The following is a 25,259-nucleotide window of genomic DNA, read 5'->3' as shown; positions in this document are numbered from 1 at the left end:
TCTGTCACAACCTCTCGAAGCCGCGGACGAGCTCCCAGTCGGTGACGGCGGCGTTGTAGGCGGCGAGCTCGACGTCGGCCATGTTGGCGTAGTGGTCGACGACGTCGTCGCCCAGGGCCGCCCGGACCACCGCCGAGGAGTGGAACAGCTCACGCGCGGCGCCCATCGTCGAAGGCACCCGCGGCTTGTCGGAGGAGTAGGCGTTGCCGGTCAGCTCGGGCTCGAGCTCCAGCTCGTGCTCGATGCCGTGCAGGCCGCCGGCGACCATCGCGGCCAGGGCGAGGTAGGGGTTGGTGTCCGCGCCGGGGATCCGGTTCTCCATCCGGGCGCCCGCACCGCGGCCGACGAGGCGGACCGCGCAGGTGCGGTTGTCGAGCCCCCAGCCCAGCGTCGTGGGCGCGAACGACCCGTCGGCGAAGCGCTTGTAGGAGTTGACGTTCGGGGCGAACAGCAGCGTGAAGTCCGCCGCGGTCGCGAGGACGCCCGCGATGAACTGGTCGTAGAGCGGCGTGCGCGTGCCGGCCTCCTCGTCCCAGAACACCAGCTCGCCGTCGGCGCCGCGCAGCGAGAGGTGGATGTGGCAGGAGCTGCCCTCACGCTGGTTGGGCTTGGCCATGAAGGTCACTGACTTGCCGTGCTGCGCGGCGATCTCCTTGGCGGCGTTCTTGTAGACGACGTGGTTGTCGGCGGTCGTCAGCGCGTCGGCGTAGAGGAAGCCGACCTCGTGCTGGCCGAAGTTGCACTCGCCCTTGGCGCCCTCGACGTCGAGCCCCGCGGCGTACATGTGGTTGCGGATGTCGCGCAGCAGCGGCTCGAGCTTGGTGGTGCCGAGGATGGAGTAGTCGACGTTGTAGTCGTTGGCGGGGACGAGGTCGCGGTAGCCCTTGCGCCGCGCCTCCTCGTAGGTGTCCTCGTAGACGACCAGCTCGAGCTCGGTCCCGGCGTACGCCACCCAGCCGCGCTCGGCGACGCGGTCGAGCTGGCGGGTGAGGATCGCGCGCGGCGACGCCGTCACCGGCGTGTGGTCGGTCCACTCGAGGTCGCACTGCACCATCGCGGTCGCGGGGAGCCACGGCAGCAGCCGGATGGTGCGCTCGTCCATCACGAACTCCATGTCGCCGTAGCCCTGCTCCCACGAGGTCATCGCGTAGCCGGACACGGTGTTCATGTCGACGTCGACGCCGAGCAGGTAGTTGCAGCCCTCCGTGCCGTGCCCGACGACGTGGTCGAGGAAGTAGCGGCCGTGCAGCCGCTTGCCCTGGAGCCGGCCCTGCATGTCGGTGAAGGCGAGGACGACCGTGTCGACCTCGCCCTCCTCGATGAGGCTGCGCAGGGCGTCGAGGCTGAGGTGGCGGTCGTTGCGAGTGGTCACGTGCTCTCCGTCTCCGGTGGGTCGGTCGGTGCGGTCGTGCTCGGGTCTGGTCGCGGTCGGGTCGTGGTCGGGTCGTGGTCGGGTCGTGGTCGGTCAGGCGAGCAGGCCGCGCAGCAGCGCGGCCGTGTCGTCGCAGTGGTCCTCCATCACCTCGCGGGCGCGGTCCGGCCGTCCGGCGAGGACGGCCTGGCAGATCCGGCGGTGCTGCTGGTGGGAGTGGCTGATGTTGGTGTCCAGCGCCGGGATCGAGGCCAGCGCGGTGTCGAGCACGGACTGCACCGAGGTGACCGCCTCCTGGACGCGCGCCGACCCGCTGAGCGCGGCGAGGGTCAGGTGGAACCGCGAGTCGGCCTGGCGGTGGGCGCGCTTGCCCGTGGCGTCGTGCACGGCCGCCTCGGCCGTCGTCAGGCGCTCGCGCTCGCCGTCGGTGAGGACGCGCGTCGCGGCGAGGTAGGCCGCTCCGGGCTCCACGACCCGCCGGAACTCGAGGGCGTCGAGCCACTCCGCGGTGGTCGACTCCGACAGCCGGGCCAGGCCGCCGGTGAAGCGTGACCGGGCGCCGGAGGTGACCGTCGAGCCGCCGCCGCGACCGCGCCTGGTCTCGACCAGCCCGGCCTGCCGCAGCGCCGCGATCGCCTCGCGCAGGGTGGCGCGGCTGACCGCCATCCGCTGCGCGAGCTCCCGCTCGGGCGGCAGCACGCTGCCGACCGGGTAGACGCCGAGGCGGATCGCGGTGGCGAGCTGCTCGACGCACCCCTCGAACGCGTGGTGGCCCCGCACCGGGCGCAGCACCGCGGAGGTGAGGTGCTCGTGCGGCTGCGCGGACATGGGCGCCAGTCTGGGCACCCGCGGGCAGCGTCGTCAATGGTCAGGGTTCAGACCAATTTCTGTTTCACCTATTCACAACCCCTCGCCCTCGGGTCTACGGTGCCGAGCACCCAACTGACGCTCGTCGAGCTCCGCGAGAGGTGTTGCCATGCCCCCCGAGTCCACGTCCCAGCCGTCGGCCCCGCACCTGTCCGAGGACGAGGCGCACCTGGCCAAGCTCGGGTACAAGCAGGAGCTGGCCCGGTCCTGGTCGGGCTTCTCCAACTTCGCGATCTCGTTCTCGATCATCTCGATCCTCGCCGGCTGCCTCACCACCTACGGCGCCGGCATCGCCAACGGCGGACCCGTGTCGATCTCCTGGTCCTGGCCGATCATCTCGGTCTTCATCCTGATCATCGGCTTCACGATGTCCGAGCTGGTCTCGGCGATGCCGACCTCGGGCGGCATCTACTACTGGTCGTCGAAGCTCGGCGGTCCCGCCGCGGGCTTCTTCACCGGCTGGCTCAACCTCATCGGCCTGGTCGCGGTCACCGCGTCGGTGGCCTACGGCTGCGCGACGTTCTTCCACCTGACGTTCCTCGCCTGGGGCTGGCAGGACGCGTTCTCGCTGAACACCGTCTTCCTGTTCTTCCTGGTCATCCTGGTGTTCATCACCGTGGTCAACATCTTCTCCAGCCACCTGCTGGCCGTGATCAACAACGTCTCGGTCTGGTGGCACGTGGCCGGCGCGGCATTCCTGGTCGTCGTGCTCATCGTGGTGCCCGACCAGCACCTGAGCGTCTCGCAGGTCTTCACCGACCGGTTCAACGGCTCCGGGTGGGCGGACGGGTCGACGAGCAGCCTCGTCTACTTCTTCGCGATCATCCCGTTCGGCTTCATCCTCACCCAGTACACGATCACGGGCTTCGACGCGTCGGTGCACCTGTCCGAGGAGACCCAGGGGGCGGCCAAGACCGCGGCCAGGGGCCTCTGGCAGTCGATCTTCTACTCCGCAGTCGGGGGCTACATCCTGCTGCTGGCGGTCACCTTTGCGATCCCCCAAGTCGACGGCGCCCCCGACTACGCCAGCATCCCGGCCGGCGGTGTGGCCTACATCTTCGACACCGCGCTCGGCTCGACCTGGGGCGGCCTGCTGCTGTTCGTCTCGTCGTGCGCCCAGCTGTTCTGCGCGACCGCCTGCCTGACGTCGACGTCGCGGATGATGTTCGCGTTCAGCCGTGACCGCGCGGTGCCCGGATCGCGCCTGTGGTCGAAGGTCAACGCACAGCGCACGCCCGCCAACGCGGTCATCTTCGCCGCCGCCCTCGGCGCGATCATCACCCTCCCGGCCCTCAAGTCCGTCAACGGGATCCCGACCGCCTTCTACGCCGTCACCTCGGTGTCCGTGATCGGCCTGTACTTCTCGTTCGCGATCCCGATCTACCTGCGGTGGCGGGCCGGTGACTCCTTCGAGGTCGGCAGCTGGAACAACGGCGCGAAGTACAAGTGGATGAACCTGGTTGCCGTGATCGAGATCGTCGTGGTGGGCATCATGCTGATGCTGCCGACGTCGCCCTTCGGCGCGCCGTGGCGCGACGAGTTCGACTGGGCGGCGGTCAACTACGCGCCGATCATGGTGCTCGGCGTGTTGCTCCTGCTGGCCCTGTGGTGGACCACGTCGGCGAAGAAGTGGTTCACCGGCCCGGTCAAGACGATCGACGAGGACGTGGTCAACGCGTTCGACTGACCGGCTCTGGGGCGACCCCGCCGCGGTCAGCGCTGGTGGGAGCGCGAAGAGCCCCAGGTCGACGACCTGGGGCTCTTCGTGTGTGTCCGAGGGGGGACTTGAACCCCCACGCCCTAATACGGGCACTAGCACCTCAAGCTAGCGCGTCTGCCAATTCCGCCACCCGGACGAGTGCGGTGGAACAGTAGCAAAGGGCTTGCCCGCAGGTGCAAATCGGGGTGCTGTTCCGCGCTGGGGCAGGATGGTCGACATGGACCAGGCCACGAACGACCCGTCGGACAGCCGCTCGTACGACCCCGCCGCCGAGGTGGTGCGGCTGTGCCAGGACCTCATCGCGATCGACACCTCGAACTACGGCAGCGAGGCCGGGCCGGGGGAGCGCAAGGCCGCCGAGCACGTCGCGACGCTGCTCGACGAGGTCGGCATCGAGAGCCAGGTCATCGAGGGCCGGCCGGGCCGGGCCAACGTCGTCGCCCGGTGGGGTGGCGGGGACGGCCGACCCCCGCTGCTCCTGCACGGCCACCTCGACGTGGTCCCGGCCGAGGCCGACGACTGGCAGGTCCACCCGTTCTCCGGCGAGATCAAGGACGGCCAGGTGTGGGGCCGCGGGGCCGTCGACATGAAGGACTTCGACGCGATGCTGCTGAGCGTCGTGCGCGCCCGCGCACAGGCGGGTGCGGCGCCCGACCGGGAGGTGGTGCTCTGCTTCACCGCGGACGAGGAGGCAGGCGGCCACCACGGCGCCGGGGTCCTGGTCGAGGAGCACGCCGACCTGCTCGCCGACTGCACCGAGGCCGTGGGCGAGGTCGGCGGGTTCTCCGCCACCGTGCGTGGTCGCCGGGTCTACCTGATCGAGGCCGCAGAGAAGGGCATGGCCTGGATGCGGCTGACCGCCCGCGGCCGCGCCGGCCACGGCTCGATGATCAACGACGACAACGCCGTCACCCGGCTCGCCGGCGCCGTCGCCCGGATCGGCGCCCACCAGTGGCCCGTCCGGCTCACGCCCACCATGGAGGTCCTGCTCGCCACGGTCGGCGAGCTCGCCGGGACCGAGGCCACCCCCGACAACGCCGAGGCGCTCGTCGAGGAGTTCGGTGACGCGGCCCGCATGCTCGGCGCCGTCATCCGCAACACCGCCAACCCGACGATGCTGCAGGCGGGCTACAAGACCAACGTGATCCCCACCGAGGCGCGCGCCACCGTCGACGGGCGGTTCCTGCCCGGCTACGAGGACGAGTTCTTCGCCACCCTGCACCAGCTGGCGGGCGACGGCATCGAGTTCGAGTTCGAGTCCAAGCAGGACCCGTGGGAGACGCCGTACGACGGCGACCTCGTCACCGCGATGAGCCGCAGCCTCCTGGCCGAGGACCCCGACGCCCTGGTCGCGCCCTACCTGATGAGCGGCGGCACGGACGCCAAGCACTTCCGCAAGCTCGGGATGCGGTCCTACGGCTTCGCGCCGCTCCGCCTGCCCGCCGAGCTCGACTTCACCGCGCTCTTCCACGGCGTCGACGAGCGCGTGCCGGTCGACGCCCTCGAGTTCGGCGCCCGGGTCTTCGACCGGTTCCTCGACCAGGTCTGAGCCGGCGCGGCGCGCCGCTGCGGTGATCGCCGCCGCCGGGCGGGGGCGCGGAAGATGTTGTGCACGTCACCGGTGGGCACGGCGCGGGGAATGCCACCGGCTGTGGCAGAGTTGCGACCACGCAAGAGCAAGCGTGCTCTGGGGGCGGTGAAATTCCGCACCGGCGGTGACTGGACCGAGGTTTCCTCGCCCAGAAGTCCGCGACCCGACCACAGCCAGTGGCCGGTTGACCAGGTGGAACTCCTGGACCGACGGTCAAAGTCCGGATGAGAAGCGCACGCACACGACCGCACGACCACCGCCCGCCGGTGCGTGCCGCGTCGTCGAGGCCCCCCTGAGTCCGCACCCGACGGACCGGAGGCAGGGCATGACGACGAACGACGCCGAGCGTCGCGCGATGCGGCGCGCGCTCGAGCTGGCGGTGACGCCGGGCGTCCCGCTCGGCCCCAACCCGCGCGTGGGCTGCGTCGTCCTCGCTCCGGACGGCCGCACGGTCGCCGAGGGCTTCCACCGCGGCGCCGGCACCCTGCACGCCGAGGCCGCCGCCCTCGCCGAGGCCGGCGAGGAGGCCCGCGGATCCACCGTCGTGGTCACCCTCGAGCCCTGCAACCACACCGGCCGCACCGGCCCGTGCAGCGAGGCGCTCATCGCCGCCGGCGTGCGTCGTGTCGTCTTCGCCCAGCCCGACTCGAACCCGGTCGCGGTCGGCGGCGCCCGCCGCCTGCGCGAGGCAGGGATCGAGGTCGTCGGCGCCGAGATGATCGAGGAGGCGCAGGCGATCAACCGCACCTGGACCTTCGCGATCGCACGGCGCCGCCCGTTCGTGACCTGGAAGTTCGCCGCCACGCTCGACGGGCGCAGCGCCGCCGCCGACGGCACCAGCCGCTGGGTGTCCAGCCGGGCCGCGCGACGCGACACCCACCGGCTGCGAGGCCTGTGCGACACCATGCTCGTCGGCACCGGCACCGTGCTCGTCGACGACCCGGAGCTGACGGTGCGCGACGACCTCGACGAGCCGCTGCCCGTCCAGCCGCTGCGCGCGGTGATGGGGCTGCGCGACCTGCCGGCCGACCGGCGCGTGCTCAACGACCGCGCCGAGACCGTCCACCTGCGCACCCACGACCCGCGCGAGGCGCTCGAGCAGCTCCACGACCTCGAGCGCCAGCACGTGTTCCTGGAGGGTGGGCCGACCCTGGCCCGGGCCTTCCTCGACGCCGACCTGGTCGACGAGGTCGTCGCCTACGTCGCCCCGATGCTGCTCGGCTCCGGCGCCTCCGCGGTCGCCGACCTCGGCATCACCACCATGACCGACGCCCTGCGCCTGCACGTCACCGACGTGACGGTGCTGCAGGGCCACGACGGTGAGGACACCAACGTGCGCCTCACCATGAGGAGGAAGTGAATGTTCACCGGGATCGTCGAGGAGCTCGGCACGGTGGCCGCGGTCGTCGACCAGGGCGACGCCATCCGGCTCACCATCGAGGCGGGCACGGTGCTCGAGGGCACCGGGCTCGGCGACTCGATCGCCGTCAACGGCTGCTGCCTCACCGTGTCCGAGCTCGGCGACGGCCGCTGGACGGCCGACCTGATGCAGGAGACGCTCGACAAGACCTCGCTGGCCGGCGTCGCGCCGGGCGACCGGGTCAACCTCGAGCGAGCGGTCACGGTCGACAAGCGGCTCGGCGGCCACATCGTCCAGGGCCACGTCGACGGGGTCGGCGAGGTGATCTCCCGCGCGCCCAGCGAGCACTGGGACGTCGTGACGGTCTCGCTGCCCTCCCACCTGTCGCGCTACCTCGTCGACAAGGGCTCGATCACCGTCGACGGCGTCAGCCTCACGGTGGTCGAGGCGGGCGAGGACAGCTTCACCGTCAGCCTGATCCCCGAGACCCTGGCCCGCACGACCCTCGGCTCGCGGCGTCCCGGCGACCGGGTCAACCTCGAGGCCGACGTCATCGCCAAGCACGTCGAGAAGCTGCTCGGTGCCTATCCCGCCGCGCAGTCCCTGCGCCCCACCGACGAGGAGGAGTGATGTCCCTCCTCGAGTGGCTGGTGCACGGAACCATCCCCGTCCCCGGCGGCGTCCTCGGCGTCCGCGAGGTGATCGGCAACCTGTTCGGCCTCGCCAGCGCCGTCCTCGGGATGCGGCGGCTGGTGTGGGCGTGGCCGATCGGCCTCGTCGGCAACGTGCTGCTCTTCACCGTCTTCGCCACCGGCGAGCTCTCCGGCCACATCGACGAGCCGCTGTGGGGCCAGGCCGGCCGCCAGGTGTTCTTCGCCGCCGTGTCGGTCTACGGCTGGTGGCGCTGGTCGCAGGTCCGCTCCCACGGCGGCGCCTCGGACGGCGGCGCGATCGCGCCGCGGTGGGCGAGCGCCCGCGAGCGGGTCCAGCTCGTCGTCCTCGGGGTCGTCGGCTACGCCGCGGCGTACCTGCTGCTCACCCGGGTGCTCGGCTCGTGGGGGCCGACCACCGAGGCGTGGATCCTCGCGGGCTCGATGCTCGCGACCTACGGCATGGCCCGCGGCTGGACGGAGTTCTGGCTGGTCTGGATCCTCGTCGACGTCGTCGGCGTGACGACGCTCGTCCAGGCGGGCTACTACCCGACCGCCGGCATGTACCTGTTCTACGCCGTGTTCGTGGTGATCGGCTTCGTGGTGTGGTGGCGCGCCAGCCGCACCGTCGTCGACGCCACCGAGACCAAGGAGGTGGTCGGCGTATGAGCGTGCGACTGGACAGCATCGAGCGCGCGATCGAGGACATCGCCGCCGGCAGGGCCGTCGTCGTCGTGGACGACGAGGACCGCGAGAACGAGGGCGACATCATCTTCGCCGCAGCGAAGGCGACGCCCGAGCTGATGGCCTTCACCATCCGCCACTCCAGCGGCGTGATCTGCGTGCCGATGCCGGGCGACATGCTGGAGCGGCTCGAGATCCCGCTGATGACCCCGCACAACAAGGACCGGCTGCGCACGGCGTACACCATCTCGGTGGACGCCCGCGACGGCGTCAGCACCGGCATCAGCGCCGCGGACCGCGCCCACACCGCGCGGGTGCTCGCCGACTCCGCCACCGAGCCGTGGGAGCTGACCCGCCCCGGTCACGTCTTCCCGCTGCGCTACCGCGAGGGTGGCGTGCTCGTCCGGCGCGGCCACACCGAGGCGGCGGTCGACCTCGCGAAGCTCGCCGGGCTGACCCCCGCCGGCGTGCTGGTCGAGGTCGTCAACGACGACGGCACCATGAAGCGGGCACCCGAGCTGCGGGAGTTCGCCGACGAGCACGGGCTGGCGATGATCTCCATCGAGGACCTCGTCCGCTACCGCCGGCGCCACGAGCGCCACGCCCAGCGGGTCGCGGAGACCCGGCTGCCCACCCGGCACGGCGACTTCACCGCCTACGGCTACCGGATCACCATCGACGGCAGCGAGCACGTCGCGCTCGTCCACGGCGACATCAGCGGTCCCGAGCCGGTGCTCACCCGCGTGCACAGCGAGTGCCTGACCGGCGACGTGTTCGGCAGCCAGCGCTGCGACTGCGGGCCCCAGCTCGACGAGGCGCTGGCCGCGGTCGTCGCCGAGGGCAGGGGAGTGGTCGTCTACCTCCGCGGCCACGAGGGCCGCGGCATCGGCCTGGTCGCCAAGCTGCAGGCCTACCAGCTCCAGGACGGCGGCCGCGACACCGTCGACGCCAACCTCGACCTCGGGCTGCCCGCCGACGCGCGCCACTACGGCACCGCGACCCAGGTGCTGCGCGACCTCGGCGTGCGGTCCGTGCGCCTGATGACCAACAACCCCGACAAGACCGCGAGCCTCGAGGACTTCGGGGTCCACGTGGCCGAGCGGGTGCCGCTGACGCCGCACCCCAACGACCACAACCTCGCCTACCTGCTCACCAAGAGGGACCGCATGGGCCACGAGCTGCCCGACCTCCTCGCGGCCCCCGGACCCGAAGGAGACGACGCATGAGCGGCGCCGGAGCCCCCACCTCCCAGCCCTACGACGCCAGCGGGCTGAAGGTGGCCGTCGTGGCCGCCAGCTGGCATACCCAGGTCATGGACGGCCTGGTCGCGGGTGCCGAGCGCGCCCTCGCGGCCTACGGCGTCACCGACGCGCCGGTGCTGCGGGTGCCGGGCACCTTCGAGCTCCCCGCCGTCGCCGCCGCGCTGGCCCGCGAGGGCTACGACGCGGTCGTCGCGCTGGGCGTGGTGATCCGCGGCGGAACCCCGCACTTCGACTACGTCTGCTCGGCGGCGACCGACGGCCTGACCCGGGTCAGCGTCGAGCACGCGCTCCCGGTCGGGTTCGGCGTGCTGACCTGCGACACCGAGGAGCAGGCGATCGACCGGGCCGGACTGGACGGCTCGGCCGAGGACAAGGGCTGGGAGGCCACCTCGGCGGCGCTCGACACCGCCCGGGTGCTGGCGGCGGTCCGCGGCGCCTGAGCCCGGGCGTCAGTCGACCCGGTCGCTGCCCGCCTGCAGCCGGTCGATGTGCTCGGAGGCCTGCGCCTTGGTGAGGTCGCCGGGCAGCTCCTCGCCGGCCTCGCGGGCCAGGGTGTCGAGGTAGCTGCGCTGCGCACCGGTCATCGGCTCGTCGCCGGTGACCCACTCCTCGGGGTCCTTGCGCGTGCTGTCGCCCTGCGGGCCGCCCAGGGTGTCGGGCCGCGGGCCGCCCAGCGTGTCGGGCTGCGTGTCGGCCGGGGCGTCGGGGGCGACGTCGCCGGTGGGCTCGTTCGAAGAGGTGTTCGATGTGGTCATGGCTCGACCGTAACCCCGGCCGCCGACACCGCCACCGCCTCGAGGGGTGGTCCGGCCGCAGGACCCGCGGAGCGCACGCGCGCGAGCCGCAACTAGGCTGATCCCCGTGAAGACGTTCGAGGACCTGTGGGCGGAACTGTCCGCGAAGGCTGCCGAGCGACCCGAGGGGTCCGGCACCGTCAAGCAGCTCGACGCCGGGGTCCATGCGATCGGCAAGAAGCTGCTGGAGGAGGCCGCCGAGTCCTGGATGGCGGCCGAGCACGAGGGCAAGGACGCGACCGCGCTGGAGATCAGCCAGCTGCTGTACCACGCGCAGGTCCTCATGCTGGCCTCCGGCCTGACCCTCGACGACGTCTACGCCCACCTGTGAGCCAGTCATGACCTTGCGCATCGCGGTCCCCAACAAGGGGTCCCTGTCCCAGTCCGCCACCGACATCCTGCGGGAGTCCGGCTACCGCCAGCGCTCCGACTCCAAGGAGCTCGCGCTCGTCGACTCCGAGAACGACGTCGAGTTCTTCTACCTGCGTCCGCGCGACATCGCGCTCTACGTCGGCGAGGGCACCCTCGACGTCGGCATCACGGGGCGCGACCTGCTGCTCGACTCCGGCGCGAAGGCCGACGAGGTCATGCCGCTCGGCTTCGGCCGCTCGCGCTTCCACTTCGCCGGACCGGCCGGGCGCTACTCCTCGCTGTCCGACCTCCAGGGCCTGCGGGTCGCCACGTCCTACGTCGGCGTGGTCGAGGACTACCTGTTCCGCCAGGGCGTCGACGCGACGGTGACCCGTCTCGACGGAGCGGTCGAGACGAGCATCCAGCTCGGCGTCGCCGACGTCATCGCCGACGTCGTCGAGACCGGCTCGACCCTGCGGGCGGCCGGGCTGGCCACCTTCGGCGAGGTCATCCTCGAGTCCGAGGCCGTCCTCATCACGCGCGGCGGCACGGTGCCCGATGACTTCGAGATCTTCCGCCGCCGGCTCGAGGGCGTCCTCGTGGCGCGGAGCTACGTGATGATGGACTACGACATCGAGGAGTCGAACCTCGACCGCGCCACCGAGCTCGCCCCGGGGCGCGAGGGTCCGACGATCTCCCCGCTCGGCAAGTCCGGCTGGGTCGCGGTCCGGGTGATGGTCCCGCGCTCCGGCTCCCAGCGGCTGATGGACGAGCTCTACTCGGCCGGGGCCCGCGCCATCCTGCTCACGGACATCCATGCCTGCCGGCTCTGACGCCCGCGCGGGCCGTCCGCTCCCGGACCTCCCGCACACCTGGCGCCCGCTCGGGGTGCGGGTCGCGGTGATCGGCTTCGGCGTGATGCTGCTCGTCGTCTGCACGGCCGCCTGGTACGGCTTCGACCCCTCGGTGCGCGAGCGGTTCAGCGGGCTCCAGCGGTTGACGGTGCTGGCGATGGGCGCGGCGCTCGCGACCTGCGGCTGGGCCCTGGCGCGGGCCCGGCTGACCGTGCGCGCGGACACCCTGGTCGTGGTCAACGGCTTCCGCTCGCGGCGCCTCGAGCGCGCCGAGGTCGTCGACATCCACCTGCCTCCGGGGGCGCCGTGGGCGACCCTCGACCTCGCGGACGGCAGCACCCTGTCGGCGATGGCCTTCCAGGGTTCCGACGGCCGGCGGGCCCGCGACGGCGTGCGGCAGGTCCGCGCGCTGCTCGACCGCGACGCCCCCACCGGCTCCTGACCGGGGCCGCCCAGCCGCCTCAGTCCTCGGGCTGCAGGGCGTGGATGCCCCACGACACCGACAGCTCGTCGCCGTCGGCCCCGGCCGCTGCCAGGGTGACCAGGTCGGTGCCGGAGTTGAAGGCGTCCGCCGGCGCCGTCATCGGCTCGACCGCGATCCCGGGCCGCGGCCCGTCGGAGGGCGGCGTGAAGACCTGCAGCCAGCGGTGGTGCTCGTCGAGCCACAGCACGACGCCCCGAGACGTCGCGGGGTCGCGCAGCACCACGGTCGCGCGGCCGTCGACGTGCTCCACGTCGCCGAACGCGGTGTCGAGGCGCAGGTCGCCGATCCGTCGACCGGCGGTGAAGTCGTGGTCGCCGGAGACCGGCTCGGTCCCGGTCGGGAGCAGCCGGTCGTCGACCAGCACGCGGGTCCTCGCCGGCAGGGTGAGCTCGAGGTCCTCGATCCCGTCACCGACGCGGAGGTACGGGTGGGCGCCCGAGGCGTACGGCGCGGGCCCGGGCGAGAGGTTGGTGGCGGTCTGCGTGACGACGAGGCCGTCGGCGGACAGGTCGTAGAGCACGTGCAGGTCGAGGGTCCACGGGTAGCCGGTCTGCGCGAGCACGCGGCAGACCAGCGACACCGTCGTGTCGGTGTGCTCCTCGACCGTCCACGACGCCCAGCGGGCGAGGCCGTGGGAGGCGTTGTGGTGGCCGGGGTCGGTCAGCCCGAGCTGGTGCTCGCTGCCCCCGAACTCGTAGCGCCCGTCCCGGATCCGGTTGGGCCACGGCATCAGCAGCTGGCCGCGGCAGCCGGTCGACATCTCGTGCTCCGCGAACCCGTCCACCAGGTCCCGTCCGTGGTGGGTGAGGCTGCGCAGGGCGGCGCCGCTCTCGGTGACGACCGCGCGGTATCCCGCCGCCGCGATCTCGTACTGGTCTCCGCTCGGCTGCACCATGGCGACACCCTAGGGCGACTAGCCTGCGCGGGTGCACACCACCACGCGGCTGCTGGGACCGGACGACGCCGCGGCGACGGCCGCGCTGATGGCGCGGATCGACGCCGACCACCCGACGGGCTTCTGCCTGTCGGCCGACGAGGTCGTGGAGGTGATGGAGCACCTGCCGGGCAGCCTGGTCCTCGGCGCCGAGGACGACGAGGAGCTGGTCGGCTACGCGGTGGTCCTGGGCGGCCAGCCGCACGACAGCGGGCAGCGGATGACGCTGTTCGGCGACGTCGACCCGACCCGGCTCGGCGAGGGGATCGGCAGCCTGCTCCTCGTGGAGGCGCTGCGCCGTGCCAGGGAGGTCCACGCCGAGCAGGCCCCGCACCTGCCCGCGCGCTACGCCAGCCAGGCGCTCGCGGGCCGCGACGACCAGGCCGACCTGCTCCGCTCGGTCGGGATGGAGCCCGGCCGGCACGCGTTCCTGATGCGGGCGGAGCTGCGCGGCACCGCGGTCGACCTGCCGGTCCCGTCGGGGCTCACCGTCACGGCGTTCGACCCCGCCGACGCCGAGGAGCTGCGCGCGGCGCACAACGACGCGTTCGCCGACTACCCCGACGGGAGCCCCGCCGACGCCGACTACTGGCAGGCGTTCATGGTGCGGGCGACCCATGCGCGACACGAGCTGTCGGTGGTAGCCCGGGACGAGGGCGGCCGGGTGGCGGGCTACGTCTTCGCCCACGAGTACGCGGTCCCGATGTCGCCCGGGCCGGGGCGCGAGGCGTACGTCCCGTTCGTCGGCACGCTCCCGGAGCACCGCGGCCGCGGACTGGCCACCGCGCTCCTCGCCGGCGTGCTCGCCCGCTGCCGCGCGGCCGGCTACGACCGGGTGACCCTCAACGTCGACACCGCGAACCCGACGGGCGCGCTCGGGATCTACGAGCGGGCCGGCTTCGCCGAGGTCTACCGCCAGGACTTCTACCGGCTCGACGAGCCGGCGGCCGGCTGAACCGACCCGTCGGTGTCGACCAGCACGTCGGCGTGCTGCCGCGTGCCGAGCGTGGCGAAGAGGGCGTCCTCGTCGAGGCGCCACTGCTCCCACTGCGGGCGCATCTGCTCCCCGTCGCGGGCGATGCCGCGCCGCAGGCGCAGGGTGGAGTCGGCCTCGACCCACACCAGGACGCCGACGAGGTGGGCGATCGCCGGCGACCAGCTGCCCACCCCCTCGAGCACGAGCACCCCACCGGGGTCCACGACGTGGCTCTCGGCCCAGCCGTCCGCGAGCCAGTCCCACCGGCGCCAGGTGCCGGGGCGGTCGACGGCCAGCGGGGCGAGCAGGTCCGCGACGGTCGCGGCCAGCCCCGGGAGCCCGCGCCAGCCCTGCAGCATCTCGTCGCAGTGCACGACGGTCGAGCCGGGGAGCGCGTGGGTGAGGGCGTCGGCGAGGGTCGTCTTGCCGGACCCGGCGGGGCCGTCGACGCACACCAGCCGCGCGGACCCGAGCGTCGGTCCCGCGGCGAGCAGCCGGCGGCCCACCTCGGCTGCGACCCGTGCGGGGTCAGAAGGCACGGTCGCACCCGCGGTAGGACGGCACCACCTCGGTGACGGACTCGCCCCGCACCAGGTGCACGTCACGCACGTGCTCGAACAGCTCGCCCGACTTGGCGTGGCGGAACCACACCAGGTCGCCGATCGCGAGCAGCGCGGCCGGGTGGCCGGTCAGCGGCGTCTGCACCTCGCCGGCCCCCTCCAGACCGGTCAGGTGGAGCCCCGGTGGCGCCCACGGGACGGGGGAGCGGTCGGCACCGGTCGCGCCGCTGGCGATCAGGCCGCCGCCGTGGACGGTCGCCATCTCGGGGGTCGGCTTGCGGGTGACGCGGAGCCCGAAGTACGCGGCGGGGCGGGGGTCGAAGGACGCGTAGTGGTCGAAGATGCCGGGGACGAGGAGGCCGGACCCGGCCGCGATCTCGGTGACCGCACCGTCGGCAGCCGTGGCCTCGACCGAGCCGGAGCCACCACCGTTCCAGAACTCGAGGTCGACGAGCCCCGCCAGCGCGTCCGAGATCTCGCGCCGCCTCACCTCCAGCTGGGCCATCGACGCCTGCTTGAGCCGACGGACCAGCAGCGACCTCGTCCGCTGGTCCGGGACGTCGTCCTGGACGCCCGCGACCTGGCCCTCGTAGGTCATCACCCCGACGAGGCGGAAGCCGTCGCGCTCGACGACGCGGCGGGCGAGGGCGAGGACGTCCGCGGTGTCGAACAGCGGGGACCGCTTCGGGCCGATGTGCTGGCCGCCGAGCCGGAGGCCGGCGTCGAGGTCCAGCGCGACCCGCACCGGGACCGCGCGCGAGGAGCGGGTGGCGTCCACGGCGTCGAGGTGGGCGACGTCGTCGACCATCAGGGTGATCGCCGCGGCGGCGGACGGAGACGCGGCCAGGCGGCCGAGGGCGGCGGCGTCGACGCTCGGGTAGGCGACCACGATGTCGTCGCTGACCCCGGTCTCGTGCAGCCACAGCGCCTCGGCGACGGTGAAGGCCAGCACCCCCGCGAAGCCGTCGTGGGCCAGCGCCCGGGTGATCAAGCCGGGCACTCGGAGCGACTTCGAGGCGACCCGCACCGGCTTGCCGCCCGCGCGCCGCACCAGGTCGGCGGCGTTGGCGTCGAAGGCGTCGAGGTCGACCACCGCGATGGGCGTCGGGGGCGGCTCGGGCAGGCTCGCGACGGCAGCGCCGAGCCGCGACCACAACCGGTTGCGGTCGACGAAGGCGTCGCTCACTCGATGCCCCGCTTGCGCAGCATCGCCTCGATGTCCGCCAGGTCGTCGTCGATCACGGGCTTGCCGCGTCCGGGGGGCGCCGTCGGCGGGAGCGCGTCGCGACCGGCGTCGTCCTTGCGGGTCCGGCCGTCCTTGCGGGTGCGGCCGACCGCCTGTCCGCGGGCGAGCTGGCGGTCACGGATGAAGCCGCTGACCACGAGCAGGAGCACGGCCAGGCCGGCCAGGCCGACCCCTGTCCAGGTCCGTACGTCGAAGACCAGGCCGGTCGCCCAGTCCGTGACGGCGCTGCCGATCTCGACGACCGTGCGCAGCGTCCCGGTCAGCCAGGCGGCCGCGGGGAGGAGGGTGAAGCCGAGCGCGCGCAGCCCGTTCGCGGCGCCGCGGCGCCGGAAGGCGATCCACGTCCAGATCGCGCCCGCCACGGTGAGCGCTGCGGTCAGTGCTGCCCAGGTCGTCTCCTCCACGGCCCCACACTCCCACAGCGCACCACGCCTGCGGGACAATGGACGACGTGCACCACGACGACACCGAGCCCCTGGTCCGGACGATCCCCGACCCGGGCTTCGCCGACGACACCGGCGCGGCCGATGCGGCCCTCGCCGCGGCGCTGGCCTCCCACGCCTCCGGCGCGGCCACGTCGGCCGAGGTGCTCGCGGTGCTGCAGGACGCGCGCCTGCTGGTCCCGGTGGTCGCGGTGCTCGGCGAGGTGGAGGTCGACGAGCAGGGTCTGGCCCACGACAAGTCCTCCGACATGGCGGCGGTGCTGGTGCGGGCCGCCGACGGCAGCACCGGCCTGCTGGCCTTCACGGCGACGGACACGATGGCGCGGTGGGACCCCCAGGCCCGGCCGGTCCCGGTCGACGCCCGGACGGCGGCGACCGCGGCGGTCCAGGACGGTGCCGAGGCGCTCCTGGTCGACCTCGCCGGCCCCGCGACGTACGTCGTCGACGGCGACGACCTCACCCGACTCGCTGCCGGCTGGCGCCTGGTGGCGCTCGGGGAGGGCTCGGGCGGCACCCACGGCTGGATTGGGCCCGCGCCGGAATGATCGGCTAGTCTTCGGTGTTGACCGATCAGTGACGTGACGGGACCACCCTCCCGACCACGCCACCGATCCCGCCAAGCGGAGGCAGCAGCACCCGTCTCCCACCCGCACCGATCGCCCTGCACCACAGATCGTCGGGTCCAGGTCCCAGTTCCACCGACCGCGCAGCGCGTGGGGGTGGACACCAGTTCCCGAGAGCTCGGGGACGGGTCACGACTGGCTCCCGCTTGGCACACAGCGGGAGCCATTGTTCATTTCCGGGGCCACCAGTTCCGGGCGGGCAGCAGCTCCCACCCACTCGATCACTGGAGGACCCATCAGCACCGAGCTGCGCATCAACGAGCGGATCCGCGTACCCGAGGTCCGGCTCGTAGGACCCAACGGCGAGACCGTTGGCATCGTGCCGACCGACCAGGCACTGAAGCTGGCCGTGGAGGCCGACCTCGACCTCGTCGAGATCGCCCCCCAGGGACGCCCGCCGGTCTGCAAGCTCATGGACTACGGCAAGTTCAAGTACGAGAACGCCCAGAAGGCCCGCGAGTCGCGCCGCAACCAGACGAACGTGATCATCAAGGAGATGAAGCTTCGTCCCAAGATCGACAAGCACGACTACGAGACCAAGAAGGGTCACGTCGTGCGGTTCCTCGGCGCGGGCGACAAGGTCAAGATCACGATCATGTTCCGCGGCCGTGAGCAGCACCGCCCCGAGCTCGGCTTCCGCCTGCTGCAGAAGCTGGCCGAGGACGTGCAGGAGCTGGGCTTCGTCGAGTCCTCGCCCAAGCAGGACGGCCGCAACATGACCATGGTCATCGGCCCGCACAAGAAGAAGGCCGACGCCAAGATCGACGCCGACGCCGCCCGCGCCTCCAAGGAGCAGGCCCGCGCCGAGCGCAAGGCCGAGGAGGACGCCGAGCGCGAGGCCGCCCACGCGGCCGGCCCGGTCGCCCAGAAGAAGGAGCGCCGTCGCTCCGAGAACCTCGACCCCGACATCGAGGCCTGAGAGCAAGGCACGAGCGAAGCGAGAGCCTCGCTCGAGCATGTCGCGGCGGAGCCGTGACGATGACCCGAACCACGCAAGCACAAGGAAGTTGAGGCAGACATGCCGAAGAACAAGACCCACTCGGGCGCCAAGAAGCGCTTCAAGGTGACTGGCTCGGGCAAGATCCAGCGCCTGCAGGCCGGCCGCAAGTCCGGCGCTGCGTTCGCGTCCGCGCCGACGACCGGCAGCCGCAAGAAGCACCGCCGCAACGCCGGCGTCGTCGAGCTCGAGAAGGCCGACGTCGCCCGCGCCAAGAAGATGCTCGGCATCTGAGGCACACCACCGCACATCCCCTGGTGGCCCAGCCGCCGTCCATCTGATCTTCATCCGCACCAAGGAGTAACCCCATGGCACGCGTCAAGCGCGCAGTGAACGCCCAGAAGAAGCGTCGTACCACCCTCGACCGCGCGAGCGGCTACCGCGGCCAGCGCTCGCGGCTCTACCGCAAGGCCAAGGAGCAGGTCACCCACTCGCTGGTCTACAGCTACAACGACCGCCGCAAGAACAAGGGCAACTTCCGCAAGCTCTGGATCCAGCGCATCAACGCCGCGGCCCGCGCCAACGGCATGACCTACAACCGCTTCATCCAGGGCCTCGGCCTGGCCGGCATCGAGGTCGACCGCAAGATCCTCGCCGAGCTCGCCGTCAACGACGCCCCGGCCTTCGCCGCGCTCGTCGAGGCCGCCAAGGCCGCGCTGCCCGAGGACGTCAACGCGCCCAAGGTCTCCGCCTGAGCCACATGAGCACCCCCCTGACCGTCGGCAACAGCCGCGTCAAGGAGGCTCGCAAGTTGAGCCGCCGCTCGGTCCGCACCGAGCGGCGGCTCTTCCTCGCTGACGGCCCGAAGGCCGTCGAGGGGGCGCTGGCGGTCGCCGGGTGCGTGGTCGAGGTCTTCGCCACCCCCGCCGCCCTCGAGCAGCACGCCGCGCTGCTGGCCGCCGTCGACGTCACGCTCGTCGACGACCGCGCCCTCGCCTCGCTGTCGGACTCGGTCTCCCCGGCCGGCGTCGTGGCGGTGTGCCGCCCGGTCGACGCGCCCCTGGCCCACGTCGTCGCCGCGGCCCCGCGGCTGCTCGCGATCTGCGCCGACGTCCGCGACCCGGGCAACGCCGGCACCGTGATCCGCACCGCCGACGCCGCAGGCGCCGACGGCGTCGTGCTGGCCGGCCGGTCGGTCGACGCCTACAACGCCAAGACGGTGCGTGCGACGGTCGGCAGCCTGTTCCACCTCCCGCTCGCGGTCGAGCCCGACCCGGCCGTCGCCGTCCGCTCTGCCCAGCAGCGCGGGCTCACGGTGCTCGCCGCCGACGGGGCGGGCGAGGTCGACCTGTTCGACGCCGACCTGACCGGGCCCACCGCCTGGCTCTTCGGCAACGAGGCGTGGGGCCTGCCCGACGAGCTCGCGGCGCTCGCCGACCACCGGGTCTCGATCCCGATCCTCGGGGGGGCCGAGAGCCTCAACCTCTCGACCGCCGCTGCGGTGTGCCTCTACGCCAGCGCCCGCGCCCAGCGGACGGGCCGCCGGCGGTGATCCTCATCGACCCGCCCGCCGTGCCCCGCTGGGACCGGCTGTGGTCGCACCTCGCCAGCGACACCTCCTACGACGAGGCGCACGCGTTCGCCGCGGCCCACGGCATCCCCGAGCGCGGCTGGGACGGCGACCACTACGACGTGCCGGCGGAGCACTACGACGCGATGGTGGCGGCGGGAGCCGTGCCCGTCTCCTCGCGCGACCTGGTGGCCGCGCTGCGCGCCGCCGGGTTGCGACGACCCAAGCCGCTGCGCGGCTAGGGTGACCGACGTGGCGGAGAGCAGCGGGCGCAGGGTGGACAGCGGCCCCAGCAGGCTGCACTCGCTTGCCGACTTCTATCCCGACGGGATCCTGGGGGCCACCCGCGAGGGGGTCGTGACGCTGCTCAACGCCCAGGCTGCGGCGCTCCTCGGCGTCGGCCAGCAGGAGGCGCTCGGGATGGACCTCGGCGACGTGCTGCGCCTGCTGGACCAGGACGGTCGCACCTGGCTCGCCGCGAACCGGCCCTTCGAGAGCATCTCCATCGTCCGCGCCGTGCCCGAGCAGTCGTGGCTCAACGCCTCCGGCGAGGAGGTGCTCACCACCGCGACGTTGATCCGCGACGCGCCCCTGGGTCGGGTCGTCGGCATCGCCGTGGGGCTGCGCAGCGGCCGGGGACGGGCCCTGCTCGACCGCGAGCGCTCCGACCTGGTCGCGACGGTCGCCCACGAGCTGCGCTCACCGCTGACCGGCGTCAAGGGCTTCGTGCAGGCGCTGCTCAACCGCTGGGACAAGCTCAACGACGACCAGCGCAAGCTCATGCTCACCACCGTCAACGCCGACGCCGACCGGCTGGCCCGGCTGATCGCCGAGCTGCTCGACGTCGCCCGCATCGACACCGGACGGCTCCAGCTCTACCCGCGCGAGTGCTCGGCGGAGACGCTCACCCGCCGCGTGGTCGACTCGATCGAGGCCGGCACCGCCCGCTCGATCATCCTGCAGGTCCAGGAGGACCTGCCCGAGGTCTTCGCCGACCCCGACAAGTTCACCCAGGTGGTCACCAACCTCGTCGAGAACGCGATCCGGCACGGCCAGGGCCAGGTGAGCGTCGGGCTGGCGTCGTCGCCGGCCGTGGACGGCGTGCGGATCACCGTCGACGACGAGGGCGACGGCATCCCCGTCGAGCTGCGGCGCCGCGTGTTCACGAAGTTCTGGACGACGGGGGAGTCGGGCGGGAGCGGCCTCGGGATGTACATCATCGGCGGGCTCTCGCGGGCCCACGGCGGTCGGGTGATCATCGACGACGCGCCCGGCGGTGGCGCCCGCGTGATGGTCGACTGGCCCCGGGAGGACCTCCGCCCGGAGTGACCGGCCGCCGGCGGCCGACCTCCACACAACCTTCACGAGTCGTCCGCCACTCCCGCGCGGTCCGGCTCCTAGGGTCGGGGCATGACCACTCGCAGCGCCCTCGTCGTCGAGGACGAGCGCACCATCAACGACGCGCTCACCCAGCGGCTGCGGGCCGAGGGCTTCGACGTCCTGCAGGCCTTCGACGGCCCGTCCGCGGTCGAGCTGGCCCGGACGGCCCGGCCCGACGTGGTGCTGCTCGACGTGATGCTGCCCGGCTTCGACGGCCTCGAGGTCTGTCGCCGGATCCAGGCCGACCGGCCCGTGCCGGTGCTCATGCTGACCGCGCGCGACGACGAGGCCGACGTCCTCGTCGGGCTGGGCGTCGGCGCCGACGACTACCTCACCAAGCCGTTCTCGATGCGCGAGGTGGTCGCCCGGGTCGCGGCGCTGCTCCGCCGCGTGGAGCGGGCGGCGGCGCTGGCCGACGAGCGGCCCACGGCGATCGGGGTCGGGGCGCTGTCGATCGACCCCGGCACGCGTCGTACGACGGTCGCCGGCGAGCCGGTCCACCTCACCCCGACCGAGTTCGACCTGCTGCTCTGCCTGGCCCGCGAGGCCGGGCAGGTGCTGTCGCGCGAGCGCCTGCTGCGTGAGGTCTGGGACTGGGGCGACGCCTGGGGCAGCCCGGGCGCCTCCCGCACGGTCGACAGCCACGTGAGGGCGCTGCGCAGCAAGGTCGGCGCCGCCCGCATCCGGACCGTGCACGGGGTCGGGTATGCGCTGGAGGAGCTCAGGTGAGCGCCCCGCCCTCGCCCGCGCCCCTCGCCGCGGTGTCGAGCATCAAGGTCAAGCTCGGCCTGCTGGTCGTCGTCTCCGTCGTGACCGCCGGGCTGCTCACCCTGCTCGGCTCGGCGGCGGACGTCTCGTCCTGGCTGGTGCTGCCGGTCAGCGTCGCGCTCGCGCTCGGCGTGACCCAGCTGCTGGCCGCCGGCATGGTCGCCCCGCTGCGGCGGATGACCGAGGTGACGCGGGCGATGGCGCGCGGCGACTACACGGGGCGGGTCACGACCACCGCCACCGACGAGGTCGGCCAGCTCGCCGCCGCGTTCAACACGATGGCCGAGGACCTCGCGCGGGTCGACCGCGAGCGACGCGACCTGATCGCCACGGTGTCCCATGAGCTGCGCACCCCGTTGACCGCGATGACCGCGCTGCTGGAGAACCTCGCCGACGAGGTGGTGCCGGCCGACCGGGAGCACCTCGGCGCCGCCCTGGACGAGGCCCAGCGCCTCGGACGCCTCGTCGACGACCTGCTCCAGCTCTCCCGCCTCGAGGCGGGCGTGGTCGACCTGCAGGTCGACGACCTCGACCTGCGGCCGCTCGTGGAGGCCTGCGTGCGCGAGGTCGAGTCGGCCGGCCGGCCGGGGGCGTTCGTCGTCGACGTCCCGCCCGGCCTGGCCGCGCCGGGCGACCCGGCCCGGCTGCGGCAGCTCCTCGTCAACGTGCTGGAGAACGCCGGGCGCCACGCGCCGCCCGGCACCCCGGTCACGGTCACGGGCGGCGCCGGCGCCGACGGCTGGTGGCTCGAGGTGGTCGACCTCGGCGGGGGAGTCGCGCCACGGGACCGCGAGCGGGTCTTCGAGCGCTTCGGCACCGACGGCGCCGGCGGCACCGGCCTCGGCCTCGCCGTCGCGCGGTGGGCCGCCCGGCTGCACGGCGGCACGCTCCGCTTCCTCGACCCGGTCGGCGGCACCGGCGCCCGGCTGCGCCTCGACGTGCCGCGTGCTCACGCCCCCGTCCACGCCCCCGTCCCCGTCCCCGACCCTGCCGCCCGCCCGACCGTTCCGGAGGCCACCATGACCACGACCGCACCCGTCCCGCAGCCCCCGTCACCCGCGACCCCGGAGCGTCCCCCGGCCGGCCTCGACGGCCTGTTCGGGCGCTTCTGGCCCGAGCCCCCGCTGCCGCCGGGCCTGCGCACCGTGCTCGCCGCGGCCGTCGCGGGCGTCGTCGCCGGGATCGCGCTGTCCTTCACCGCCCCCGGCATCACCTGGACCCTCGTCGCGGTGGTGTCCGGCACCGCTGCGCTGGCCACCGCCCGTCGCCGTCGCGAGCCGTGGACCCTCGCGTGCTCCGCCGTGGCGTTCCTGCTGGTGCTGCCGCTGACCCTGCTCGACGCGTGGTGGGTGCAGATGCTGTGCCTGGTCGCGTCCGCCGCGGTCTTCCTGTGCGGCGTGACCGGCGCCCGTACGTTGCCCGGGATCCTGCTCAGCGGCCTCTCGTGGCCGCTGGCGTCGCTGCGCGGCCTGCCGTGGTTCGGGCGCTCGCTCCGCCTGGCCGGCACCGGTGCCCGCACCCCTGCGGTGGTGCGCACCGCGGCGTGGTCCGCGCTCGGGCTCGTGGTGTTCGCGACCATCTTCGCGAGCGCCAACCCGGTCTTCGGCTCGTGGGTCGACCGGCTCGTCCCGACCCTCACCTTCAACGACCTCGTCGGACGCGCCTTCCTCGCCTGCTTCGTCTTCGCCGTCACCCTCGGAGCGGCCTACCTCGCGCTCAACCCCTCGCACGTCGAGGTGCTCGGCGGACGCCGGCCCCAGGCACTGACGAACCGGTTCGAGTGGCTGGTGCCGGTGCTGGCGGTCGACCTCGTCTTCGTCGCGTTCATCGCGGCCGAGGCGCGCGCTCTCGTCGGCGGCGAGGACTACATCCGCGAGACGACCGGCCTAACCTACGCCGACTTCGTCCACCAGGGGTTCGGCCAGCTGACCCTGGCGACCGCGCTGACCGTGCTGGTGGTGTGGGTGGCCGCTCGCCGGGCCGGGACCTCGCGGGACGACCGGCGCTGGCTGTTCGGCTCCCTCGGCCTGCTGTGCGGCCTCACCCTGCTCGTGGTGGCGTCCGCCCTGCGCGGGATGGCCGTCTACCAGGACGCGTACGGCTTCACCACGCTGCGGCTGTTCGTCGACGTCTTCGAGGGCTGGCTCGGCTTCGTGGTGCTGGCGATCATGGTCGCGGGCGTCGCGGGGTGGGGTCGCTGGCTGCCGAGGATCGCCCTCGTGTCGGGCGCCCTCGCCCTGGTCGGCCTCGCCGCGGTCAACCCCGACGCGTGGGTGGCCGGGCAGAACCTCGACCGCTACGACGCGACCGGCAAGCTCGATCTCTCATACCTGCAGTTCCTGTCCGCGGACGCGACGCCCGTCATCGCCGAGCGGCTGCCGGCCGACGTGGCGCGGTGCGTGCTCGACCTCCAGCCGCTCAACTCGATGAGGCCGGAGGCGCTGGACGACCCGCGCGCGTGGAACCTCGGGCGTGCCCGCGCCGAGGGTCCGCTCACCGAGCTCGGGCTGCTCCCCGTCAGCGGGCAGCAGCAGGCGGCCGACGCATGCACTCGCGTGTGGACCGCCTTCGCGCAGTAGCATGGGCGACGTGGACACGAGCCTGCGATTTCTGCGCCCCGGACCTCCTCCGGCGGGCTGCTGACGTCGACCTGGTCCGGGGACGCCTCCGACCCGACCTCCGTCCACACCTAGACTCTGCGGCGAACTGCTGACGCCGCGCGAAAGGGAGCCATGTCCGGCCCCAACACCGACTACGACCCTGTCGAAGTGACCCCGCTCAAGGCCGACCAGGTCGACGAGATGCGTGAGGCGGCCCTGGCCGCGATCGCCACCGCCGCCGACCTCGACGCGCTCAAGCAGGTCCGTCTCGACCACGCGGGCGACCGTTCGCCGATCGCCCTCGCCAACCGCGAGATCGGCGCCCTGCCGCCGCAGGCGCGCAAGGAGGCCGGCCAGCGGGTCGGCCAGGCCCGCGGCGCGATCAACCAGGCGCTCGCCGCCCGCCAGACCGTGCTCGAGGCCGAGCACGAGGAGCGGATGCTGGTCGAGGAGACCGTCGACGTGACCCTCCCGACGACGCGGCGCCGTCGCGGCGGCCGGCACCCGCTCACCCTGCAGTCCGAGCTCATCGCCGACCTCTTCGTCGCCATGGGCTACGAGGTCGCCGAGGGCCCGGTCGTCGAGGCCGAGTGGCTCAACTTCGACGCGCTCAACCTCGGCCCGGACCACCCGGCCCGCACCATGCAGGACACGTTCTGGACCGAGCCCGCCGACGACCACGTCGTGCTGCGCACCCAGACGTCACCGGTCCAGGCGCGCACGATGCTGACCCGGAAGCCGCCGATCTACGTCGTCTGCCCGGGGCGCGTCTTCCGCACCGACGAGTACGACGCGACCCACTCGCCGATGTTCCACCAGGTCGAGGGCCTCGTCGTCGACGAGGGCATCACGATGGCCCACCTCAAGGGCACCCTCGACCACTTCGCCTCCCAGCTCTTCGGCGACGGCATCACCACCCGGTTCCGGCCGTCGTACTTCCCCTTCACCGAGCCGTCGGCCGAGGTCGACGTGAAGTGCTTCGTGTGCCGCGGGATCGACAGCGACGCCTGCCGCACCTGCCGCGGCGAGGGCTGGATCGAGTGGGGCGGCTGCGGCGTGGTCAACCCGCGCGTGCTGGTCGCGTGCGGCGTCGACCCGGAGGTCTACAGCGGCTTCGCGTTCGGCATGGGCATCGACCGCTCGTTCATGTTCCGCCACAACCTGGAGGACCTCCGCCCGCTCTTCGAGGGCGACGTCCGGTTCAGCAGCGCCTTCGGCACCGAGATCTGAGAG

The 25,259-nt window shown here is 73.0% G+C and carries 28 protein-coding genes, 1 tRNA gene and 1 riboswitch; of the genes, 21 read left to right on the top strand and 8 right to left on the bottom strand.

Going from position 1 to position 25,259, the window contains the following annotated elements; translation table 11 throughout:
* Window positions 1–4 precede the first annotated feature (4 nt).
* Window positions 5–1,372, bottom strand: coding sequence for a glutamine synthetase family protein (locus tag LN652_RS03535; protein ID WP_230443315.1), 1,368 nt, complete (start codon window positions 1,370–1,372; stop codon window positions 5–7).
* A 93-nt stretch (window positions 1,373–1,465) separates the two neighbouring features.
* Window positions 1,466–2,200, bottom strand: a complete 735-nt coding sequence (locus LN652_RS03530; RefSeq protein ID WP_230443314.1) for a FadR/GntR family transcriptional regulator — start codon at window positions 2,198–2,200, stop codon at window positions 1,466–1,468.
* Window positions 2,201–2,348: 148 nt separating this feature from the next.
* Between LN652_RS03530 and LN652_RS03525 the strand changes: the two genes are divergently transcribed.
* Window positions 2,349–3,926, top strand: coding sequence for an amino acid permease (locus tag LN652_RS03525; protein WP_230443313.1), 1,578 nt, complete (start codon window positions 2,349–2,351; stop codon window positions 3,924–3,926).
* A gap of 83 nt (window positions 3,927–4,009) precedes the next feature.
* Here LN652_RS03525 and LN652_RS03520 read toward each other — a convergent pair.
* Window positions 4,010–4,095: transfer RNA gene (locus LN652_RS03520), tRNA-Leu, on the bottom strand.
* 81 nt (window positions 4,096–4,176) lie between these two features.
* Here LN652_RS03520 and LN652_RS03515 point away from each other — a divergent pair.
* From LN652_RS03515 to ribH, 6 genes are all read left to right on the top strand, one after another.
* A complete protein-coding gene (locus tag LN652_RS03515) occupies window positions 4,177–5,508 on the top strand; it encodes a M20/M25/M40 family metallo-hydrolase (protein ID WP_230443312.1) in 1,332 nt (443 codons plus the stop codon).
* Between the two features lie 129 nt (window positions 5,509–5,637).
* Window positions 5,638–5,791: riboswitch (FMN riboswitch) on the top strand.
* Between the two features lie 84 nt (window positions 5,792–5,875).
* Window positions 5,876–6,910: a bifunctional diaminohydroxyphosphoribosylaminopyrimidine deaminase/5-amino-6-(5-phosphoribosylamino)uracil reductase RibD gene (ribD, locus tag LN652_RS03510; RefSeq protein WP_230443311.1), complete on the top strand. Its 1,035-nt coding sequence runs from the start codon at window positions 5,876–5,878 to the stop codon at window positions 6,908–6,910.
* Window positions 6,911–7,540 (top strand): riboflavin synthase, encoded by a 630-nt coding sequence (locus LN652_RS03505; protein ID WP_230443310.1) that lies wholly within the window; start codon window positions 6,911–6,913, stop codon window positions 7,538–7,540.
* Window positions 7,540–8,229 (top strand): nicotinamide riboside transporter PnuC, encoded by a 690-nt coding sequence (gene pnuC / locus LN652_RS03500; RefSeq protein ID WP_230443309.1) that lies wholly within the window; start codon window positions 7,540–7,542, stop codon window positions 8,227–8,229. The genes LN652_RS03505 and pnuC overlap by 1 nt, the downstream gene beginning before the upstream one ends.
* Window positions 8,226–9,470 carry a bifunctional 3,4-dihydroxy-2-butanone-4-phosphate synthase/GTP cyclohydrolase II gene (locus LN652_RS03495; protein WP_230443308.1) on the top strand — a complete coding sequence of 415 codons (1,245 nt, stop codon included), beginning with the start codon at window positions 8,226–8,228 and terminating at the stop codon, window positions 9,468–9,470. The genes pnuC and LN652_RS03495 overlap by 4 nt, the downstream gene beginning before the upstream one ends.
* Window positions 9,467–9,946 carry a 6,7-dimethyl-8-ribityllumazine synthase gene (gene ribH / locus LN652_RS03490; RefSeq protein ID WP_230443307.1) on the top strand — a complete coding sequence of 160 codons (480 nt, stop codon included), beginning with the start codon at window positions 9,467–9,469 and terminating at the stop codon, window positions 9,944–9,946. The genes LN652_RS03495 and ribH overlap by 4 nt, the downstream gene beginning before the upstream one ends.
* 9 nt (window positions 9,947–9,955) lie before the next feature.
* On the opposite strand, the gene LN652_RS03485 is transcribed toward ribH, so the two are convergent.
* Window positions 9,956–10,261, bottom strand: a complete 306-nt coding sequence (locus LN652_RS03485) for a DUF3072 domain-containing protein (RefSeq protein ID WP_230443306.1) — start codon at window positions 10,259–10,261, stop codon at window positions 9,956–9,958.
* A 106-nt stretch (window positions 10,262–10,367) separates the two neighbouring features.
* On the opposite strand from LN652_RS03485, the gene LN652_RS03480 reads away from it, so the two are divergent.
* From LN652_RS03480 to LN652_RS03470, 3 genes are read left to right on the top strand one after another with little or no spacing between them, the layout of a single operon-like run.
* Complete coding sequence (locus LN652_RS03480) at window positions 10,368–10,631, top strand: phosphoribosyl-ATP diphosphatase (RefSeq protein ID WP_211731663.1); 264 nt, start codon at window positions 10,368–10,370, stop codon at window positions 10,629–10,631.
* 7 nt (window positions 10,632–10,638) lie between these two features.
* Window positions 10,639–11,484 carry an ATP phosphoribosyltransferase gene (hisG, locus tag LN652_RS03475; RefSeq protein ID WP_230443305.1) on the top strand — a complete coding sequence of 282 codons (846 nt, stop codon included), beginning with the start codon at window positions 10,639–10,641 and terminating at the stop codon, window positions 11,482–11,484.
* Window positions 11,468–11,947, top strand: coding sequence for a PH domain-containing protein (locus LN652_RS03470; protein WP_230443304.1), 480 nt, complete (start codon window positions 11,468–11,470; stop codon window positions 11,945–11,947). Before hisG ends, LN652_RS03470 begins: the two co-directional genes overlap by 17 nt.
* A 19-nt stretch (window positions 11,948–11,966) precedes the next feature.
* On the opposite strand, the gene LN652_RS03465 is transcribed toward LN652_RS03470, so the two are convergent.
* Window positions 11,967–12,884, bottom strand: a complete 918-nt coding sequence (locus LN652_RS03465; RefSeq protein WP_230443303.1) for an aldose 1-epimerase family protein — start codon at window positions 12,882–12,884, stop codon at window positions 11,967–11,969.
* A gap of 31 nt (window positions 12,885–12,915) precedes the next feature.
* Between LN652_RS03465 and LN652_RS03460 the strand changes: the two genes are divergently transcribed.
* A complete protein-coding gene (locus tag LN652_RS03460; RefSeq protein ID WP_230443302.1) occupies window positions 12,916–13,878 on the top strand; it encodes a GNAT family N-acetyltransferase in 963 nt (320 codons plus the stop codon).
* Here the strand turns inward: LN652_RS03460 and LN652_RS03455 are convergent.
* The 3 genes from LN652_RS03455 to LN652_RS03445 are packed head-to-tail and all read right to left on the bottom strand — an operon-like array spanning window position 13,848 to window position 16,109.
* The gene (locus LN652_RS03455; protein WP_230443301.1) at window positions 13,848–14,438 is read right to left on the bottom strand and encodes a nucleoside/nucleotide kinase family protein; all 591 of its coding nucleotides are present in this window, start codon (window positions 14,436–14,438) and stop codon (window positions 13,848–13,850) included. The genes LN652_RS03460 and LN652_RS03455 overlap by 31 nt on opposite strands.
* Window positions 14,428–15,645 carry an amino acid deaminase/aldolase gene (locus tag LN652_RS03450; RefSeq protein WP_230443300.1) on the bottom strand — a complete coding sequence of 406 codons (1,218 nt, stop codon included), beginning with the start codon at window positions 15,643–15,645 and terminating at the stop codon, window positions 14,428–14,430. Before LN652_RS03450 ends, LN652_RS03455 begins: the two co-directional genes overlap by 11 nt.
* On the bottom strand, window positions 15,642–16,109 hold the full coding sequence (locus LN652_RS03445; protein WP_230443299.1) for a hypothetical protein: 468 nt from the start codon (window positions 16,107–16,109) through the stop codon (window positions 15,642–15,644). The genes LN652_RS03450 and LN652_RS03445 overlap by 4 nt, the downstream gene beginning before the upstream one ends.
* A 47-nt stretch (window positions 16,110–16,156) precedes the next feature.
* Here LN652_RS03445 and LN652_RS03440 point away from each other — a divergent pair, with 47 nt between their 5' ends.
* From LN652_RS03440 to pheS, 10 genes are all read left to right on the top strand, one after another.
* Window positions 16,157–16,693: an SseB family protein gene (locus LN652_RS03440; RefSeq protein WP_230443298.1), complete on the top strand. Its 537-nt coding sequence runs from the start codon at window positions 16,157–16,159 to the stop codon at window positions 16,691–16,693.
* A 244-nt stretch (window positions 16,694–16,937) separates the two neighbouring features.
* On the top strand, window positions 16,938–17,690 hold the full coding sequence (gene infC / locus LN652_RS03435; protein WP_329958457.1) for a translation initiation factor IF-3: 753 nt from the start codon (window positions 16,938–16,940) through the stop codon (window positions 17,688–17,690).
* Window positions 17,691–17,789: 99 nt separating this feature from the next.
* A complete protein-coding gene (locus tag LN652_RS03430) occupies window positions 17,790–18,002 on the top strand; it encodes a large ribosomal subunit protein bL35 (protein ID WP_211731670.1) in 213 nt (70 codons plus the stop codon).
* A 74-nt stretch (window positions 18,003–18,076) separates the two neighbouring features.
* Window positions 18,077–18,463 carry a 50S ribosomal protein L20 gene (gene rplT / locus LN652_RS03425; RefSeq protein ID WP_201935762.1) on the top strand — a complete coding sequence of 129 codons (387 nt, stop codon included), beginning with the start codon at window positions 18,077–18,079 and terminating at the stop codon, window positions 18,461–18,463.
* 5 nt (window positions 18,464–18,468) lie between these two features.
* Window positions 18,469–19,260: a TrmH family RNA methyltransferase gene (locus tag LN652_RS03420; RefSeq protein ID WP_230443297.1), complete on the top strand. Its 792-nt coding sequence runs from the start codon at window positions 18,469–18,471 to the stop codon at window positions 19,258–19,260.
* Window positions 19,257–19,520 carry a DUF4031 domain-containing protein gene (locus LN652_RS03415; RefSeq protein ID WP_230443296.1) on the top strand — a complete coding sequence of 88 codons (264 nt, stop codon included), beginning with the start codon at window positions 19,257–19,259 and terminating at the stop codon, window positions 19,518–19,520. The genes LN652_RS03420 and LN652_RS03415 overlap by 4 nt, the downstream gene beginning before the upstream one ends.
* A gap of 10 nt (window positions 19,521–19,530) precedes the next feature.
* Window positions 19,531–20,607, top strand: coding sequence for a sensor histidine kinase (locus LN652_RS03410; protein ID WP_230443295.1), 1,077 nt, complete (start codon window positions 19,531–19,533; stop codon window positions 20,605–20,607).
* A gap of 81 nt (window positions 20,608–20,688) precedes the next feature.
* Complete coding sequence (locus LN652_RS03405) at window positions 20,689–21,387, top strand: response regulator transcription factor (protein ID WP_230443294.1); 699 nt, start codon at window positions 20,689–20,691, stop codon at window positions 21,385–21,387.
* Window positions 21,384–24,005, top strand: coding sequence for a DUF4153 domain-containing protein (locus LN652_RS03400; protein ID WP_230443293.1), 2,622 nt, complete (start codon window positions 21,384–21,386; stop codon window positions 24,003–24,005). The genes LN652_RS03405 and LN652_RS03400 overlap by 4 nt, the downstream gene beginning before the upstream one ends.
* A gap of 153 nt (window positions 24,006–24,158) precedes the next feature.
* Window positions 24,159–25,256, top strand: coding sequence for a phenylalanine--tRNA ligase subunit alpha (gene pheS, locus LN652_RS03395; protein ID WP_230443292.1), 1,098 nt, complete (start codon window positions 24,159–24,161; stop codon window positions 25,254–25,256).
* Window positions 25,257–25,259: the final 3 nt, after the last annotated feature.

The sequence above is a fragment of the Nocardioides okcheonensis genome, from assembly GCF_020991065.1.
Taxonomy (GTDB): Bacteria; Actinomycetota; Actinomycetes; order Propionibacteriales; family Nocardioidaceae; genus Nocardioides; species Nocardioides okcheonensis.
This window is presented reverse-complemented; position numbering and strand designations above follow the sequence as displayed.